Here is a 14,833-nt window from a genome sequence, read left to right on the forward strand (position 1 = left end):
TCGTAGGCAAGCCGAATGGGTCAGAGGTTCACGCCTCTGGCTCAACTCAAGGGAAAACTACAGCGACAGTCTCGATACCTCAAGAGCTGCACCGATCTACCGCTGCATCGAGCGACGGTCCATCTAGATCCGGTGGACGTCGGAGAGCATGTTCTCCAGCGTCGTCTGATCGCGGATGCCGGAGTTGTAGAGTTTCATCAACACCGCGGCCAGGCCTTCTGCGCGAGACGTGCCCTTCTTGATGCCGGAGGCCTCGCAGGCGTCATCGAACACCCGCTGCAGCATCGCCAATTGCTCTGGCGCCAACGCACCCACTGGGTGATTGAGATGGGCATCAAACATTACCAGCTCCCCTCAAGTCAGGGAGCCAGTCTACGCTAGCGCCGCATCTCGTCAACGGAGACATGATCACGGCGCACTTCGCGACGCTGAAGCGGTTCTAGCCTGCTTGCTAGACAGCTTCGACGCATCGCCTGCACAAGGGTCGACACCAGAATGCACTGAGGATACGGCATCCCATTGCCAACGGACCCGCCGACTACGTTCAACCGTCGGATGATTCCCACCGACCAACGAGCTTTAGCGAATGGTCCGGCTGAACGATGTAGCGTTCGTTGTAGCGGTTCCCATCTGCGTAGAAGCTATGGGAAAGGGAGCTTCCAACCGGTGACTTCATCAGCCTTGCCTTGGACGGATTGGTATAGGTGATGCTTCCCGGGATCGGTTCAATTGCGAAGGCGGAAGTGCCGCCCAGGGCTGCAGCCAAAAGAGCAATTGCAAATGTCTTCTTCATGATAATGTTCCTTACTGCTTCCAGGCCACGGAATGATATTGGCCTGTCGCTTAAGGATCGGGAGGCCATCGCTCACATGCAATCGCAGCGTTGATGTCCGCAGTTTTCACGATCTCCGAACAATGGCGGCGCCGGGCAAGCCCGCCGACGCGATAAACGGTTTCAGAGGGTTATGCCTTGACTGCCGTTTCTGGGAGGAACTGAAGCCTCGCCTTGCAAGGCGTCTCACACCTTGTTGACCGCCCCCCTCCGGGCGCATCGTTCTCTGCGCAGTATGCGGCAAACCTATATCGTCCCGGTCGGATCGGGTTCTCCATCGAAGACGAGATAAATGGCGGCGATCTTGCCATCTTTCGCAACTATGAAATCCGTGACGGCGTAGACAGAAGGCTGACCCGGCTCTACCGCTATCCACCTCACCCACCCTGCCCGATCATGCAGCACCTCAGGCTCAGTGATCGGTGTTATATCTGAATGTTGGATTCATTGCTCGGATAACGCCTGCCACCCGGACGATCTCATCCCTCCCGCTGTGGACGCCGCGGGGTTCGACGAAGACAGCATCGCCGTGCAAGATCTCCTCGGCAACTTTTTGACAGCGGGCATCGTCGCCCTCGCCGAAGATCTCCTGAAGGTTCCGTTCAAGCAGGACCGCGATGTCTGTCATGGCCATTCTCCGGATCTAGGCCTCGGCGATCATCGCAATCGAAATCTTTAGCCCAGGAACTTTCACTGGGAGCTTTGCCCCTTGGCGCGCTGGAGGGTTAGACGGAAACCACCTGAGCCATTCGTCATTCATGCCCGCGAAATCTTCTTCGTCGGCGAGGATGACCGTTGCGCTCACTGCCTTGTCCAGGCTGGTGCCCGCGACCTCGAGGATTGCAGCAATGTTGCGGAGCGACTGGGCGGTCTGTTCCTGGACGGTCGATCCAACAAGCTTGCCCGTATCTGGCGAGTAAGGAGCCGTGCCAGACACAAATACGAGACCCCCCGCCTTCACCGCATGGCTGAAGTAGGAAGACGCCCTGGGCAGCGCCTTAGACGATACGATTGTCGGCGACATGTCTTCCTCCCGATGCGAAAGGAGCGCGGCAAGACCACCGTGGTCAATGCCATCTTGATTGTCTGCCTCGGACCGTACCTCGTCAAGTTCTCACGGCCATGCGTAAGGCGCCCCGGCCGGCGCCGACCCTGCCTTGGCCAGCCGCCGCTGTTCCTCGCGATAGCGACCGGGCGAGCGCCCCTGCAGTGCCTTGAAGACGCGGTTGAACTGCGAGGCGCCGGCAAAGCCCAGCACGTCGGCGATCTGGCCGAGCGCCAGTGGCGAGTTTTCAAGATAGATCCGCGCCTCGAGCATCAGCCTCTCCCGGATCAGCCGGGCTGGCGGGCGCCCATGGGCGCGGATGCAGATGTCGTTCAAACGATCCCGGGAAATACCGAGTTCGGCGGCGTAGCGCGCCACTGTCCAGCGATCCCTGAAGTGACCTTCCACCAATACCCTGAACCGTTCGGCCAACGCAGTGATGCTTCCGGCTTCGGAGCCGGCGCCGTTGCTTGTCGGCTGACCGCGATGGAGATGCACCAGCAGGACATGCAGCAGCGACTCCACCACCGCCGAGGACATGGGGCCCGGCGTGAGCGTTTCTCTCAATACGCCATTGAAACACGCCGCCACCGCATCGCCGGCAGCATTATCGCCTCCGAGACGAATGAAGGCGGGCCGTTCCACCAGGAATCGTAACTGCGTTGCTTCCGCATGCCGTTGCAGCACCCGATTCAACGTGGCGATACCCAACAGCAGATGCGTGCCCTGCGCGCCGGCAGCAAGCTCAAGCCGCATGCCTTCCCGCCATGGAAACCAGCCCATCACCGGGCCGCTCATCGGCAGCACGGCATCGTTTGACGAAAGCAGCACTGCCTCGCCTTTTTCCAGGATCATCGCGCGCACATTTCCGGCTTCACCGAGGCCAGCCCGCCCCAGCACGCGGGTCTGCAGCGCAGCGCGAAACCGCTCCGCCCGAACCGGAACCTCCGGTCGCGTCGTGGAAGTCGCAATAGCCCGGCGTGGTTCCGGCACTCCAATCCCCTCAGATCGAAAATACATTCCCACAAATCGTCATTTACTCTGTCACCATGTCAACCAGAATATCGCTCGTGGCCAGTGATGAACTTCACGATCTCGCGGGCCTTGGGGGGATACGAACAACCGTTTGGGAGGACGAATGTTCGTGGCAAGGGGTATTGTCGGGGGCGCTGCAGTCTCCGCACTGGAGGAGCGTGTTTATGAACGCCGCGACTTGGTCACGGGCGCTGTTCTAACGCTCGCCGCTGCCTTCGGCGTATCCGAGGCCGAAACCGCCGCCGACGCGGCCGCTGGAGCCTTTCCCCTTTGGTCGGCCCTTACACCATGCGAACGCGCCGCCTTGCTGCTTCGTGGCGCAGACTTGCTTCAGGAACGCGTCGAAACTCTCTGCGCTATCGGCGCCCGGGAGGTCGGCGCCGCTCCCGACTGGATCCGCTTCAATGTGGAGATCGCCCAGGCTACGCTCAGGCAGGCGGCAAGCCTTGCCGATGCCATAGGCGAGGAGAACGCGCATGGCGCGCCACCCGGCGTCCGGTATCGCCTGATCCGCCGCCCCGCTGGTGTCGTGCTTGGCCTCGCACCGTGGAATGCGGCCGTGGCTCTTGCGGTGCGGGCAGTCGCCGCTCCTCTGGCGCTGGGAAATACCGTTGTGCTCAAGGGGTCCGAGCTCTGCCCAAAGATGCACGAAACGGTGGCGCAAACGCTCATCGATGCTGGCCTGCCGGACGGCGTCCTGAATTTTGTCAGCAATGCCCCGGAGGACGCCCATGACGTGGTGGATGCGCTGATTGCCCATCCGGCGGTGCGGCGGGTCAATTTTACCGGCTCAACGCGTGTCGGCCGCCAGATCGCGGCATCGGCGGCACGCCATCTGAAGCGCTGCCTGCTGGAGCTGTCCGGCAAGGCGTCCTCAGTGGTGCTGGCGGACGCAGATCTCGATGCAACAGCGAAGTCCGTAGCCCACGGCGCTTTCTTCAACCAGGGACAGGTCTGCATGTCGACAGACCGTATCGTGGTCGAGGAAGCAGTCGCTGATACCTTTGCCGCGAAACTGAGAGCCGAAGCGGAGCGGCTGCGTGGCGACATCCTCTCGGGGCAGGCACCCTTCGGTCATATCATCGGCCCTGACTCCGTCGCCCGGCTGCGCGGCCTGGTCGACGACGCCTTGGCCAAGGGTGCGGTTCTTGTGACCGGGGGAGAGAACGCTGGCACGCTGATGCAGCCGACGATCATCGACCACGTCGCCTACGGGATGCGGATCTACGAGGAGGAAATCTTCGGCCCAGTCGTAGGTATCGTCCGTGTCGCGGATGCCGACGAGGCGGTCACCGTGGCCAACGATACGGAATATGGGCTGGCGGCAGCCGTATTCGGGCGCGATCTCGTTCGCGCCCGCGCCGTTGCCAGACGCATCGAGGCAGGTGCTGTGCACATCAACGGCACGACGGTCTGCGACGACCCGGCCATGCCCTATGGCGGCATGAAGGCCAGTGGATACGGCCGGTTCGGTGGCCGCGCCGTGATCGAAGAATTTACGGAAATACAATGGATGACGGAACGGGAGGAACCGGCCGTCGACTGCCAGCACGTCTGAAAATGTTCAATAATGGGAGGGAGTAAGGACATGAAACGCAGGACATTCACGCGACTTGCTGCACTGGTGCTCGCGGCGAGCGTTGCCGGGGCTCCGGCTCTGGCGCAGGAGGTGCTCAAGATCGGCGCCGTCGCGCCGAAAACCGGTCCTCTGGCCGGCGGCGCTGCCGTAAGCTACTGGCCGAACGTCAAGCTGTGGATCAACGACGTCAACGCCCGCGGCGGGCTGAAGGTTGGCGCGACCACCTACAAGCTCGAAGCAATCGAGTATGACGACCAGACCAATCCCGGCGAGACGATCAAGGCCGTCCAGCGCCTTGTCGACCAGGACAAGGTGAAGGTCGTTCTGCCCCCCTATTCCACCGGCCTTAACCTCGCGGCGGCACCGATATACGCACGCTACGGCCTGCCGATGATCACCTCGACTGCCACCACCGACAAGGCGAATGAGCTTTCCAAGCAGTTCCCCAACGTCTTCATCACGCTCGGCGGCGCCAAGCCAACCGTGGCAAGCGTGGTGGAAACCATGGTGAAGCTGAAGGAACGCGGCGACATCGGCAACAAGCTCGCCATGGTCAACGTCGCCGACGCGTTCGGCATCGAGCTTATGGGCGAAGCCAAGCCAGCCTTCAAGGAAGCTGGCTTCGAACTGGTCTACGAGACCTCATATCCGCTTGGCACGCAGGACCTTTCGCCGGTCATGAAGGCTGCCAAGGCGGCGACACCGGATGCGTTCATCGCCTGGTCCTATCCGCCGGACACATTTGCGCTCACCGAACAGGCGATCGTCGAAGATCTCAAGGTCGGCGCGTTCTTCACCGCAGTGGCCACGGCGTTTCCGGCCTATGCCGGCCGCTTTGGTGCCGGCGCCGAGGGTGTGCTTGGCATCGGCGGCGTTCATGCCGATGGCGATGCGTTCAAGGAATACGCCGCGCGTCATGAGCAGGTGACGGGAGCCAAGCCCGACTACTGGGCAAGCGCCATGGTCTATTCCTCATTCCAGATCCTTGAGAAGTCGATCGAAGCCGTCGGATCTTTCGACAATGCCGCGATCATCAAGCACGTCAAGGAGAACAGCTTCGATACCGTTATAGGGCCGATCAAGTTTGATGAGAACAACAACAACGCTGCGTTCTGGACCGTCGGCCAGTGGCAGGATGGCGTGTTCAAGGGTGTTGCCTCCACCGGGCGCGATGGCGCGGTGGAAGTGAAGAAGAAGGGCGCCTGGCAGTAAGCCAGAGCGTAAAATTCCTCTGGGTTCCACGTTGGATGCGTGAAACGTAGCCTCCTCATCCGCCTGCCGGCACTTTCTTCCCAGTGGGGAGAAATGACCATGCTGTAACTTCCGACCACCCTCTCCCTTCGGGAGAGAGGGCGAAGCGGAAGCCGGATGAGGGGGCTGCACCACCGTCTGACAGCACCGAAAACCCGAGGATCTGAGACTGCCGGGGAAAAGAATGGATGTCTTGATAACAGGGCTGCTGCTGGGTGGAACCTACGCGTTGATCGCGATGGGGCTCAACCTGCAATATGGCATGGCCCGCATCATGAACCTCGCCAATGGCGAAATGCTCGTCACCGGTGGGTTCGTCGCCTTCTGGTTCTGGACCGGCAGCCAGATCAGCCCATTGCTGACGGTGTTTCTCGTGGCACCGGCGGCGTTCGCGCTCAACTGGCTGATCTACGTGATCTTCCTGGGTCCCCTCGTGAAACGAGCCAGATCCCGCGGCCAGCTGGAAGTCGACGCGATCCTGACCACGTTCGGCCTTTCGTTTGTCGCGGTCGGACTGATGCTCGCGTTTTTCGGTGGCGACTATTTCAGTTATTCTTATCTTTCGACGCCCATCCATATTTTCGGCGATACCTACGGCGCCAACCGTGTCGCGGCCTTCCTCTCGGCGGTCTTGATCTGCGGAGCGCTGTGGCTGTGGCTCGCCCGAAGCCGCGCCGGCATGACGATCCGCGCCATTTCTGTCGCACCGGACAGCGCGCGCCTCGTCGGCATCGACGTGCGGCGCACGGCAGCCCTCGCCTTTGCACTCGGTGGGGCGGTCACCGCCACCGGTGGGGCGCTGATCTCCACCTTTCTCACACTTGATGCCTCGACCGGCGTGATCTTCACCTTGAAGGCGCTCGTGATCGTCATCATGGGCGGCGTCGGTGATGTCCGCGGCACCATCGTCGCGGCACTATTGCTCGGCCTGCTCGAAACCTTCGTCGCCCGGATGATCGATCCCGGCCTGACACTGGCCGCCGCCTACCTGCTGTTCGTCGTCATCCTGCTGTTTCGCCCGCAGGGCCTGTTCGGGAGGCCTACGACATGACGGCCTTGTCACCCCGCGACTGGGGCAATCTCGCTCTCTGCGCCATCGCCCTTATCATCGCCGCCTGCCTGCCGTTGAGCTCGGGCGCGTACAATCTGACGATCGGCGTAACGATCGCCATGTACACGGTGCTTGCCACCAGCTGGGCGCTGTTTTCCGGTCCGACGCATTATATCTCGCTGGCGACAGCCGCCTTTTTCGGTGTCGGCGCCTACGTCACCGGCATCGGAATCCAGCACCTGCCCTACTGGACCCTGTTGCCGATCGCCGGTGTCATCGGCGCGGTCATGGCAGCGCTCGTCGGTCTCGCGACGCTCCGGCTTTCCGGCGTCTACTTCGTCATTTTCACACTGGGACTCGCGGAATTTGTTCGGCAAGCCATCACCTGGATCCAGAACATTTCCGGCACCAAGGGCATCTATGTTCTGACACAGATAACCGAGGCGCACATCTACTGGCAGTTGCTCGGCCTTGCGGCGCTCGTATGGCTGCTGGGTTGGTTGATCGGCCGCTCGCGCCTGGGCTTTGCGCTGCGCATCATCGGTGACGATGAACAGGTGGCGCGCGATTCTGGCATCAACACCGCACGGGCAAAGATCCTGCTGTTCATGGTGCCGGGCGCGGTGGCGGCAATCACCGGCGCTATCCTTGCGCCGCGTTACGTCTATCTGGAGCCGGCACTTGCATTCACCCCGATGTTGTCCTTCCAGGTGGTGATCATGGCGCTGCTCGGTGGCACCGGTCGGCTGTGGGGGCCGCTGGTGGGCGTCATCCCCTTCACCTTCCTGTGGGAGGGAATTTCAGCCTCCTTCCCCAACCAGACGACGCTGCTGCTCGGAGTCTGCTTCCTCGTCATTGTCTACCTGCTGCCAAAGGGTTTTGTCGGCCTGATCGACGCCGCCAGGCGACGGATGCGGAACTCGGAGGGCTTCGCATGACGGCGTTGCTTTCGCTGCGTGGTGTGACGAAGCGTTTCGGCGGCCTCGTCGCCGTCAACCGCATGGATTTCGACGTCACCGAACATCAGATCCTCGGCCTGATCGGCCCGAACGGCTCCGGCAAATCAACAACACTGAACCTGATTTCCGGCGCCTTTCCGCTATCGGCCGGTTCGATCAGCCTGCGTGGACAGCCGATCACCCATCTTCAGGCGCAGGATATCGCCCGTCGCGGCATTGCCCGCACCTTCCAGCTGGTGCGGTTGTTGCCATCCATGACGGTCATGGAAAACGTCAAGGCTGGCGCTGTCTTCGGCCACCGCCGCCACTGGGGTCACGAGGCCGAAGCCGTGGCAGAGGCAATGCTGGAAAAGGTCGGCATGGGTGGTCGTGGCCACATGACGGTGGGCCAGCTTACCTACATCGATACCAAGCGTGTCGAGCTTGCCCGCGTGCTGGCGGGAGAACCGCGCGTCGTGCTGCTCGACGAATGGCTGGCGGGCCTTAACCCGACCGAACTGGAAGAAGGCATTCACCTGATCCGCAGCCTGCGCGACGAAGGCCGCACCGTCATTCTGGTTGAGCACGTGATGGATGCGATCCGCTCGCTGTGTGACCGTTGCGTGGTGATGGCAGCCGGCACCAAGATTGCAGAGGGTACGCCGACCGAGGTGCTGTCAGATCCAGCCGTTATCCGCGCTTATCTGGGGGACGACGATGCTTGAGGTACAAGGTCTTTCGGTGTCCTACGGCCAACATCGCGCGCTTGAAAACGCGTCACTGAAGATTGGCCGCGGCGAAATCGTCGTCATCCTGGGGGCCAACGGCGCTGGTAAATCCACCCTGCTCAAGGCCATATCCGGCATCTGTGAGGGGCGCGCCAGCGGCACCATCACCATGCAGGGCAAGGACATTCTTGGACTGACGCCGAATCGCATTGTCGATGAAGGTATCGCGCTGGTGCCGGAAGGACGCGGTGTCTTCGGCGATCTCACCGTGGCGGAAAACCTGCGGCTGGGTGCACATGCACCCCGCGCCCGCGACGAAGAAAGCGGCAACCTGGAACGTGTTCTCAGGCTGTTTCCGAAGCTCCACGAGCGTCGCCGGCAGGTGGTGCGGACCATGTCAGGCGGCGAACAGCAGATGGTCGCAATTGGCCGGGCGATGATGTCCAATCCGGTGCTGCTGACCCTCGATGAACCTTCGCTCGGCCTTTCTCCCCTGCTCTGCAAGGAGTTGTTCCAGGCGCTGAAGACTGTGCGGGATACCGGCATCGGCATATTGTTGGTGGAGCAGAACGCCAGGCAGAGCCTCGCTATTGCCGATCGCGGCTACCTCCTGGAAAACAGCCGTATCATCCACGAGGGCAAGGCTGAAGATCTACGCAAGGACCCGGCGGTGCAGGCGGCCTATCTCGGTGGCGGCGGTCGCACCGGCGCATCCAGCCACCGTTCGGCAGCGCAACCCGCGATATCCGCTCCGGTACCGGCGTCGAGCTACACGCCGCCGCGCATAACGGGCTCTTCGCCTGACGATATCGCTGCTGCAGCGCTGGCCGGCTTGTCGGCTGCCGCTCCCGTTCGCCAGGAGGCAGCTCCTCCCTCGGCCTCCGTTACGCTGGGCCCGCCAATCCCCGCAAGCCGGGAGACGGGATACCCCGAAGTCGCAAGAAACTTCAGGCAGGTGGATGAGGCGCCGATCAGACCAGCCCCGTCCTCGCCGCCCGCACCTGCTATGCGCGGCAAAGCCGACGCCTTGTTGAACGGCCTTTCGATCGGCGAGCTCGTTAGCGAGGCGAGCCAATCCAGCCGCGAGCGCTACGGCAACACCCTGCCCGCCGCTCCACCTCGTTCACTAGTTTTCACGGCACCTACCATGCCGAACATTCCTTCCACTGGTCCGGGCAACAGCCAGGATCGCCTGCAATCCATCCTGAAAGAGATCGAGGAGGCGGCGATCCGCGCCCGGACAGCACCTCGCGATCCGCGCCGAAGCTGAGGAGATTAGCCCATGCTTGACGTCGTCAAACCCACGCCCGTGGTCAAGGGGCTCTACATCGGCGGGCAGTGGGTTCCTGCCGCTCGCACCTTCGAGGATCTCAACCCCTCGGACAACACGGTCTATGCCCGCATCCCGGATGGATCGGCCGCCGACATGCGCCGCGCCATTGATGCGGCACAGGCGGCATTCGGTGAATGGTCGGCCCGCGCCTTCCACGAGCGCGCTCATATGCTGCTGAAGATCGCCGACGTATGGGAAAGGCGCAAGGACGACTTCTGTGCGGCTGCCATGGCAGAAGGCGGCGGCTGGAAGGGCAAAGGCCTGTTTGAGGCAGGTTACGTGGCAGAGGTGTTCCGCTCCGCTTCCGCTCTCTGCTACCAGTCGATCGGCGAGGTGCTGCCCTCCGAGCACCACAAGTTCATGATGGCGACGCGCTTTCCGCTCGGCGTCGTCGGTGTCATCAGTCCGTGGAACATGCCAGGCATCCTCACGTCGCGCGGGTTTGCGGCAGCACTCGCCGTCGGCAATACGGTAGTGCTGAAACCATCGGAGGACACGCCTTATTCCGGCGGCCTCTACTTCGCCGAAATCCTCGAGGAAGCAGGCATCCCGCCCGGCGTGTTCAACGTCGTCACCTGCTCGCGCGAGAGCGTTGGCGCCGTGGGCGATGAAATGATCTCCAACCCGCGGATCAAAGCCATCAGCTTTACTGGCTCGACCGCCGTCGGCCGCCAGATCGCTGCCAAATGCGGCGCCTATCTCAAGAAGGTCTGCGTCGAACTCGGCGGCAAGGACTCGATGATCCTGCTGGAAGATGCCGATCTCGACGCCGCTGCCCGCGCCGCCAATTTCGGCTCGTTCATGCACCAGGGGCAGGTGTGCATGTCCACCGAGAAGCTGCTGGTGCACGAGAAGGTCTTTGACCCCTTCATGGACAAATTCCTCGCTCGTGCCCGCAAACTGAAGACGGGCCACACCAACGACCCCTCCAACATCATCGGCCCGTTGGTCAACAACCGTCAGGCGCTACGCGTCAAGGCGCTGATCGACGACGCCGTAGCCAAGGGCGCGCGGGTGGAACTCGGCGGCCGCGCCTGGGACAATTTCGTTGAGCCGACGGTGCTGACCAATGTCAACAGCTCCATGAACATCTGGCACGATGAGACCTTTGGACCGGTCGTGGTTGTCTGCCCGTTCCGCGATGAAAACGAGGCAGTGGCGTTGAACAACGATACCGAATACGGGCTCACCGCCGCCGTCTGGTCACGAGACGAGGCTCGCGCCCTGCGTGTTGCCGAACGGCTGGAAACCGGCATCTGCCACGTGAACTGCCAGAATATCAATGATGAACCGCATGTTCCGTTCGGCGGCACCAAGGCGAGCGGCGTTGGCCGTTATGGCGGCCGCTGGTCGCTGGATGCCTTTACCGAACTACGCTGGATCACGCTCGATCGCGGCGGCCGCCACTTCCCGCCGCAGTTCTGATCGACAAGGGATAAGGAAAAGACCATGGGCATTCTGGGCTGGATCATTCTCCTCCTCGCCATCGCGGCAGCCATCATCGTACTGGCGGCATGGTTCTACGAACGCGCCACCAACGAGGTAAGCCTCATCCGCACCGGGATCGGCGGACGCAAGGTAGTGATCGATGGCGGCACGCTGGCAATTCCCTATTTCCACGAGGTCAGCCGCGTGAACATGCAGACGATCCGCATGGATGTCGCCCGCACCGGCGACCACGCGCTGATCACCAAGGATCGCATGCGCATCGATGTCGGTGCGGAGTTCTACATCTCCGTTGTGCCCGAAGAGGCAGCCGTCGTGCGCGCCTCGCAGACACTCGGGCGCCGCACCTTTCAGCCGGACCAGCTTAAATCACTGATCGACGGCATGATGGTCGATGCGTTGCGCGCCGTCGCCGCGCAGATGACCATGGACGAACTGCATGAAAACCGCGGCGAGTTTGTTCGCCAGGTGCACGATTCGCTCGCCGGCACGCTGTCGAAATACGGCTTGCAGCTTGATAGCGTTTCGTTGACCTCGCTCGACCAGACACCGTTTTCGGCGCTCGACGAGAACAACGCCTTCAACGCCGTGGGCATGCGCAAGCTGGCCGAAGTCATCGCCAAGTCCAAGAAGGAACGCGCCGAGATCGAGGGTGAAAGCCAAGTCAGCGTCCGCCGTGCGGAGGTGGACTCCAACCGTCGTAAGCTGGAGATCGAGCTTGAACAGCGCCGGGCCGAGATCCAGCAGACACAGGAGATCGAGCTCTTGCTCGCACAACAGCTGGCGGAGGTCGCCCGCCGCAAGGCTGAGGCCGAGGCCGCCGCAGCCGAAGCGCGCATCGAAATGGAGCGGACGATCCAGACCGCGGCGCTGGCACGTGAACAGGTGATACGCGAGGCGGAGATCCTGCAGGCGCGTGCGCTTGAAATTGCCGAGCAGGACCGGGCAATCCAGATCGCTGCCAAGAGCCGCGAGGAAAGCCAGGCAAAGGCTGAGGCCACCGAGGCCAGGGCGGCCATCATCAAGGCCGAGGAGGAACTTTCGACGCTGAGGCAACTCGCAGAAGCGGAACGCCGCAAGCAGCTGGCGCTGCTGGCCGCCCAGCAGGAGGCGGAAGCCCAGGCAACTCGCGTAAAGATTACGTCGGAGAGCGATCAGTTTGCAGCCAAGACCCGTGGCCTCGTCAAGCGCGAGGAGGCCGAAACGCTACGGATTCTCAAACACGCTGAAGCAGACGGCGAGGCCGCGCGCATAAAGGCGGAAAATAGCCGCTCACCGGAACTCGCAGCCATGGAGCTTGAAAAGGCGCGGCTCGCGGCCCTTCCCGCAATCATTGGCGAAATGGTCAAGCCGGCAGAGAAGATCAAAGGCATTTCGATCAACCACATCACTGGGCTTGGTCGCGCCGCGGACGGTGGGGAGCGTCCAGCCTCACCAGTCGATCACACCGTCAACGCCATTCTCGACATGGCCGTAACGCTGCCGACCATGAAGAAACTCGGCGATGCAGTCGGGCTCAACCTCGAAAAATTTATCCCCGAGGATCCTCGATGATCGGGGGTAGTACGGGAACTGAGCAAGGCCGGCAGCAGGTCCGGCAGCCCCGCAAGCCGACTCCGGTTTCCGTCTGGAGCGAAGCTCAAAGCGAGTGAATGAACGCGCGTAGCTTCTCCTCTGTGAAGACGATGATCTTGTGGTCGACGAGAAGACCGTCGACCACCGCGTCATTGGTGAGGGGATGACGATTCCTGGGCAGACAAAAACCTGCGCGAGCATCCCGTTGACGATATACTTCAGGTGCGCCTGGGCGCGCACGCCAGCGAGTGCCCCATCCCCGGAAACCCTGATGATGAAGCAAGGTTTGTGCTTAAATCCCGAACTCAGGGCCGGACGTGACGCCCAGTCGATTGGGTTCTTCAGCGGGTTTCGCTTGACCAAGGTGCCTGTTAGAGGTTGAAACGCAACATCCTCCCCAGCACAAGAAAATCCTCATGACGACATCGATCGATATCAAAAGCGTGATGCGTGAAGCATACCAGCTTGCTGAAAAGACACACGGTCCGGGCGGCGCAATCGGCATCGTCAAAGACGGCGAAATCGTCCTCCAACATACTTGGGGATACGCTGACCTCAAAAAGCATCTGCCGGTGACGGCGCAAACCCGCTTTCCGATTTGCTCAATCAGCAAACAGTTCACCTGTGGCGTCCTGCTGGATCTCGGCGAACAACTGGAGCACTTCGACGCGGCGCTGCAAACATACCTGCCGAACCTCGAGACGACACGGCCGAGCATCCGCCATCTCTGCAACAACCAGTCTGGCCTCAGAGACTACTGGGCATTGACGGTGCTGCATGGCGCCGATGCCGAGGACGTGTTCCGAAGGGAGGACGCCAAGCCGCTCTTTGCGCGCATGCGCACCACGCAATTTGCTCCGGCAAGCCGATATTCCTACTCAAACGGCAACTTCCGCATCCTCTCCGACGTGATCGAGGATCATACGGGACGTTCTCTCGGAAAGCTTTACCGCGAGCGAATCTTTGACGTCGCAGGAATGGAAACGGCCGAACTTCTTCCGGATACAACCACGCCCGCTGACGGCGTCGTCGGCCACGAAGGGAACGACACGACCGGCTTCTTCCCCGCGACGAACAGGATCTACTGGACCGGAGACGCCGGCATATCCGCGTCGCTGGACGACATGCTCGCGTGGGAGCGTTTCATCGATCGGACGCGTGAGGACGAGACCGGACTCTACCGACGGCTTTCAAGCCCACAGGTCTTTTCGGACGGCAACGAGGCACCCTACGGCAACGGTCTTGCCCATGACATGGTGGGGGAGACGCCGACGACTGGACATGGCGGGGCCTTGCGTGGCTTCCGCTGCCACCGGATCCATGCTGCGTCCGAGCGATTGTCCGTCGTCGTTCTGTTTAACCACGAAGGCGATGCCCAGGCAGCAGCGCGGCACCTCATGAAGGCTGCGCTTGGGCTTCCGCGGGAGACGCCGGGTGAAGCGCCAGCCGATCCCGCCTGGAAAGGACGTTATCTCGACCCTGGCACCGGCCTGTTGATGACGCTCGCCCCCGGCCACAGCGGCCTTAAGGCAACATTTGCGGGATCGCCGGAGCGCCTAACGATTGGGGACGATAACACCGCCCGCTCACCCGCCATGACGTTAGCCCGACGCGGCGACGAGATGGAGTTCGAGCGCTGGCGGGAGAACCTGCGCGGCACCGCGAAAAAGGTTTCAGGTGAGCCCGTGCGGGACATTGCTGGGCGGTACCACGCCCGCGAGCTTGATGCATTTCTCGAGATCGTGGAAACGAACGGGGTGTTCTACGGCTTCTTCGAAGGCTTCCTTGGCAAAGGCGAAATGACACCTCTTTATCCCGCGGCCCAAGATATCTGGACACTGCCCTGCCGACGTTCGATGGATGCGCCAGCACCGGGAGACTGGACGGTCCAGGTCCACAGGAGCGGCAACGGACCCGTCAGTGGATTGACGATCGGTTGCTGGCTCGCCCGAAACATCGGATATCGTCCCGTAGGACGCTGAAGAGCACCAGAGCCATCAAAGGCCCGTCCGACATCGCC

At 61.9% G+C, this 14,833-nt stretch carries 14 protein-coding genes; 9 read left to right on the forward strand and 5 right to left on the reverse strand.

Annotated features, from left to right (window positions below):
- Window positions 1-123 precede the first annotated feature (123 nt).
- The 5 genes from CYG48_RS22310 to CYG48_RS17680 form a co-directional block, all read right to left on the reverse strand.
- Window positions 124-342, reverse strand: coding sequence for a hypothetical protein (locus tag CYG48_RS22310; RefSeq protein ID WP_150132733.1), 219 nt, complete (start codon window positions 340-342; stop codon window positions 124-126).
- A 202-nt stretch (window positions 343-544) separates the two neighbouring features.
- Entirely contained in the window at window positions 545-793 is a 249-nt protein-coding gene (locus tag CYG48_RS17665; RefSeq protein WP_118851899.1) for a hypothetical protein, read from the reverse strand.
- A 451-nt stretch (window positions 794-1,244) separates the two neighbouring features.
- Window positions 1,245-1,460 (reverse strand): hypothetical protein, encoded by a 216-nt coding sequence (locus tag CYG48_RS22830; RefSeq protein WP_340162652.1) that lies wholly within the window; start codon window positions 1,458-1,460, stop codon window positions 1,245-1,247.
- Window positions 1,461-1,475: 15 nt separating this feature from the next.
- A complete protein-coding gene (locus CYG48_RS17675) occupies window positions 1,476-1,856 on the reverse strand; it encodes a RidA family protein (RefSeq protein WP_118851900.1) in 381 nt (126 codons plus the stop codon).
- 90 nt (window positions 1,857-1,946) lie between these two features.
- Window positions 1,947-2,732 (reverse strand): helix-turn-helix domain-containing protein, encoded by a 786-nt coding sequence (locus tag CYG48_RS17680; RefSeq protein WP_245450631.1) that lies wholly within the window; start codon window positions 2,730-2,732, stop codon window positions 1,947-1,949.
- 283 nt (window positions 2,733-3,015) lie between these two features.
- Here CYG48_RS17680 and CYG48_RS17685 point away from each other — a divergent pair, with 283 nt between their 5' ends.
- The 9 genes from CYG48_RS17685 to CYG48_RS17730 all read left to right on the forward strand — a co-directional run bounded on the left by CYG48_RS17685 (window position 3,016) and on the right by CYG48_RS17730 (window position 14,795).
- Entirely contained in the window at window positions 3,016-4,470 is a 1,455-nt protein-coding gene (locus tag CYG48_RS17685) for an aldehyde dehydrogenase family protein (RefSeq protein ID WP_118851902.1), read from the forward strand.
- Between the two features lie 30 nt (window positions 4,471-4,500).
- A complete protein-coding gene (locus CYG48_RS17690) occupies window positions 4,501-5,703 on the forward strand; it encodes an amino acid ABC transporter substrate-binding protein (RefSeq protein ID WP_118851903.1) in 1,203 nt (400 codons plus the stop codon).
- Window positions 5,704-5,926: 223 nt separating this feature from the next.
- A complete protein-coding gene (locus CYG48_RS17695) occupies window positions 5,927-6,793 on the forward strand; it encodes a branched-chain amino acid ABC transporter permease (protein WP_118851904.1) in 867 nt (288 codons plus the stop codon).
- Window positions 6,790-7,731, forward strand: a complete 942-nt coding sequence (locus CYG48_RS17700) for a branched-chain amino acid ABC transporter permease (RefSeq protein ID WP_118851905.1) — start codon at window positions 6,790-6,792, stop codon at window positions 7,729-7,731. Before CYG48_RS17695 ends, CYG48_RS17700 begins: the two co-directional genes overlap by 4 nt.
- On the forward strand, window positions 7,728-8,456 hold the full coding sequence (locus tag CYG48_RS17705) for an ABC transporter ATP-binding protein (RefSeq protein ID WP_118851906.1): 729 nt from the start codon (window positions 7,728-7,730) through the stop codon (window positions 8,454-8,456). Before CYG48_RS17700 ends, CYG48_RS17705 begins: the two co-directional genes overlap by 4 nt.
- Window positions 8,449-9,729: an ABC transporter ATP-binding protein gene (locus CYG48_RS17710; protein WP_118851907.1), complete on the forward strand. Its 1,281-nt coding sequence runs from the start codon at window positions 8,449-8,451 to the stop codon at window positions 9,727-9,729. The genes CYG48_RS17705 and CYG48_RS17710 overlap by 8 nt, the downstream gene beginning before the upstream one ends.
- 12 nt (window positions 9,730-9,741) lie before the next feature.
- Complete coding sequence (locus CYG48_RS17715) at window positions 9,742-11,217, forward strand: aldehyde dehydrogenase family protein (protein ID WP_118851908.1); 1,476 nt, start codon at window positions 9,742-9,744, stop codon at window positions 11,215-11,217.
- Between the two features lie 24 nt (window positions 11,218-11,241).
- Window positions 11,242-12,792, forward strand: a complete 1,551-nt coding sequence (locus tag CYG48_RS17720) for a flotillin family protein (RefSeq protein ID WP_118851909.1) — start codon at window positions 11,242-11,244, stop codon at window positions 12,790-12,792.
- 437 nt (window positions 12,793-13,229) lie between these two features.
- Window positions 13,230-14,795 (forward strand): D-aminopeptidase, encoded by a 1,566-nt coding sequence (locus CYG48_RS17730; protein WP_245450582.1) that lies wholly within the window; start codon window positions 13,230-13,232, stop codon window positions 14,793-14,795.
- The last annotated feature ends 38 nt before the right edge of the window (window positions 14,796-14,833 follow it).

The organism is Neorhizobium sp. SOG26 (genome assembly GCF_003491345.1).
In the GTDB taxonomy this organism is placed as follows: Bacteria; Pseudomonadota; Alphaproteobacteria; order Rhizobiales; family Rhizobiaceae; genus Neorhizobium; species Neorhizobium turbinariae.

Coding starts and splice junctions, on each gene's coding strand:
- CYG48_RS22310 (WP_150132733.1), bottom strand. CDS start 342: ATGTTTGATGCCCATCTCAATCACCCAGTGGGTGCGTTGGCGCCAGAG.
- CYG48_RS17665 (WP_118851899.1), bottom strand. CDS start 793: ATGAAGAAGACATTTGCAATTGCTCTTTTGGCTGCAGCCCTGGGCGGC.
- CYG48_RS22830 (WP_340162652.1), bottom strand. CDS start 1,460: ATGACAGACATCGCGGTCCTGCTTGAACGGAACCTTCAGGAGATCTTC.
- CYG48_RS17675 (WP_118851900.1), bottom strand. CDS start 1,856: ATGTCGCCGACAATCGTATCGTCTAAGGCGCTGCCCAGGGCGTCTTCC.
- CYG48_RS17680 (WP_245450631.1), bottom strand. CDS start 2,732: ATGATCCTGGAAAAAGGCGAGGCAGTGCTGCTTTCGTCAAACGATGCC.
- CYG48_RS17685 (WP_118851902.1), top strand. CDS start 3,016: ATGTTCGTGGCAAGGGGTATTGTCGGGGGCGCTGCAGTCTCCGCACTG.
- CYG48_RS17690 (WP_118851903.1), top strand. CDS start 4,501: ATGAAACGCAGGACATTCACGCGACTTGCTGCACTGGTGCTCGCGGCG.
- CYG48_RS17695 (WP_118851904.1), top strand. CDS start 5,927: ATGGATGTCTTGATAACAGGGCTGCTGCTGGGTGGAACCTACGCGTTG.
- CYG48_RS17700 (WP_118851905.1), top strand. CDS start 6,790: ATGACGGCCTTGTCACCCCGCGACTGGGGCAATCTCGCTCTCTGCGCC.
- CYG48_RS17705 (WP_118851906.1), top strand. CDS start 7,728: ATGACGGCGTTGCTTTCGCTGCGTGGTGTGACGAAGCGTTTCGGCGGC.
- CYG48_RS17710 (WP_118851907.1), top strand. CDS start 8,449: ATGCTTGAGGTACAAGGTCTTTCGGTGTCCTACGGCCAACATCGCGCG.
- CYG48_RS17715 (WP_118851908.1), top strand. CDS start 9,742: ATGCTTGACGTCGTCAAACCCACGCCCGTGGTCAAGGGGCTCTACATC.
- CYG48_RS17720 (WP_118851909.1), top strand. CDS start 11,242: ATGGGCATTCTGGGCTGGATCATTCTCCTCCTCGCCATCGCGGCAGCC.
- CYG48_RS17730 (WP_245450582.1), top strand. CDS start 13,230: ATGACGACATCGATCGATATCAAAAGCGTGATGCGTGAAGCATACCAG.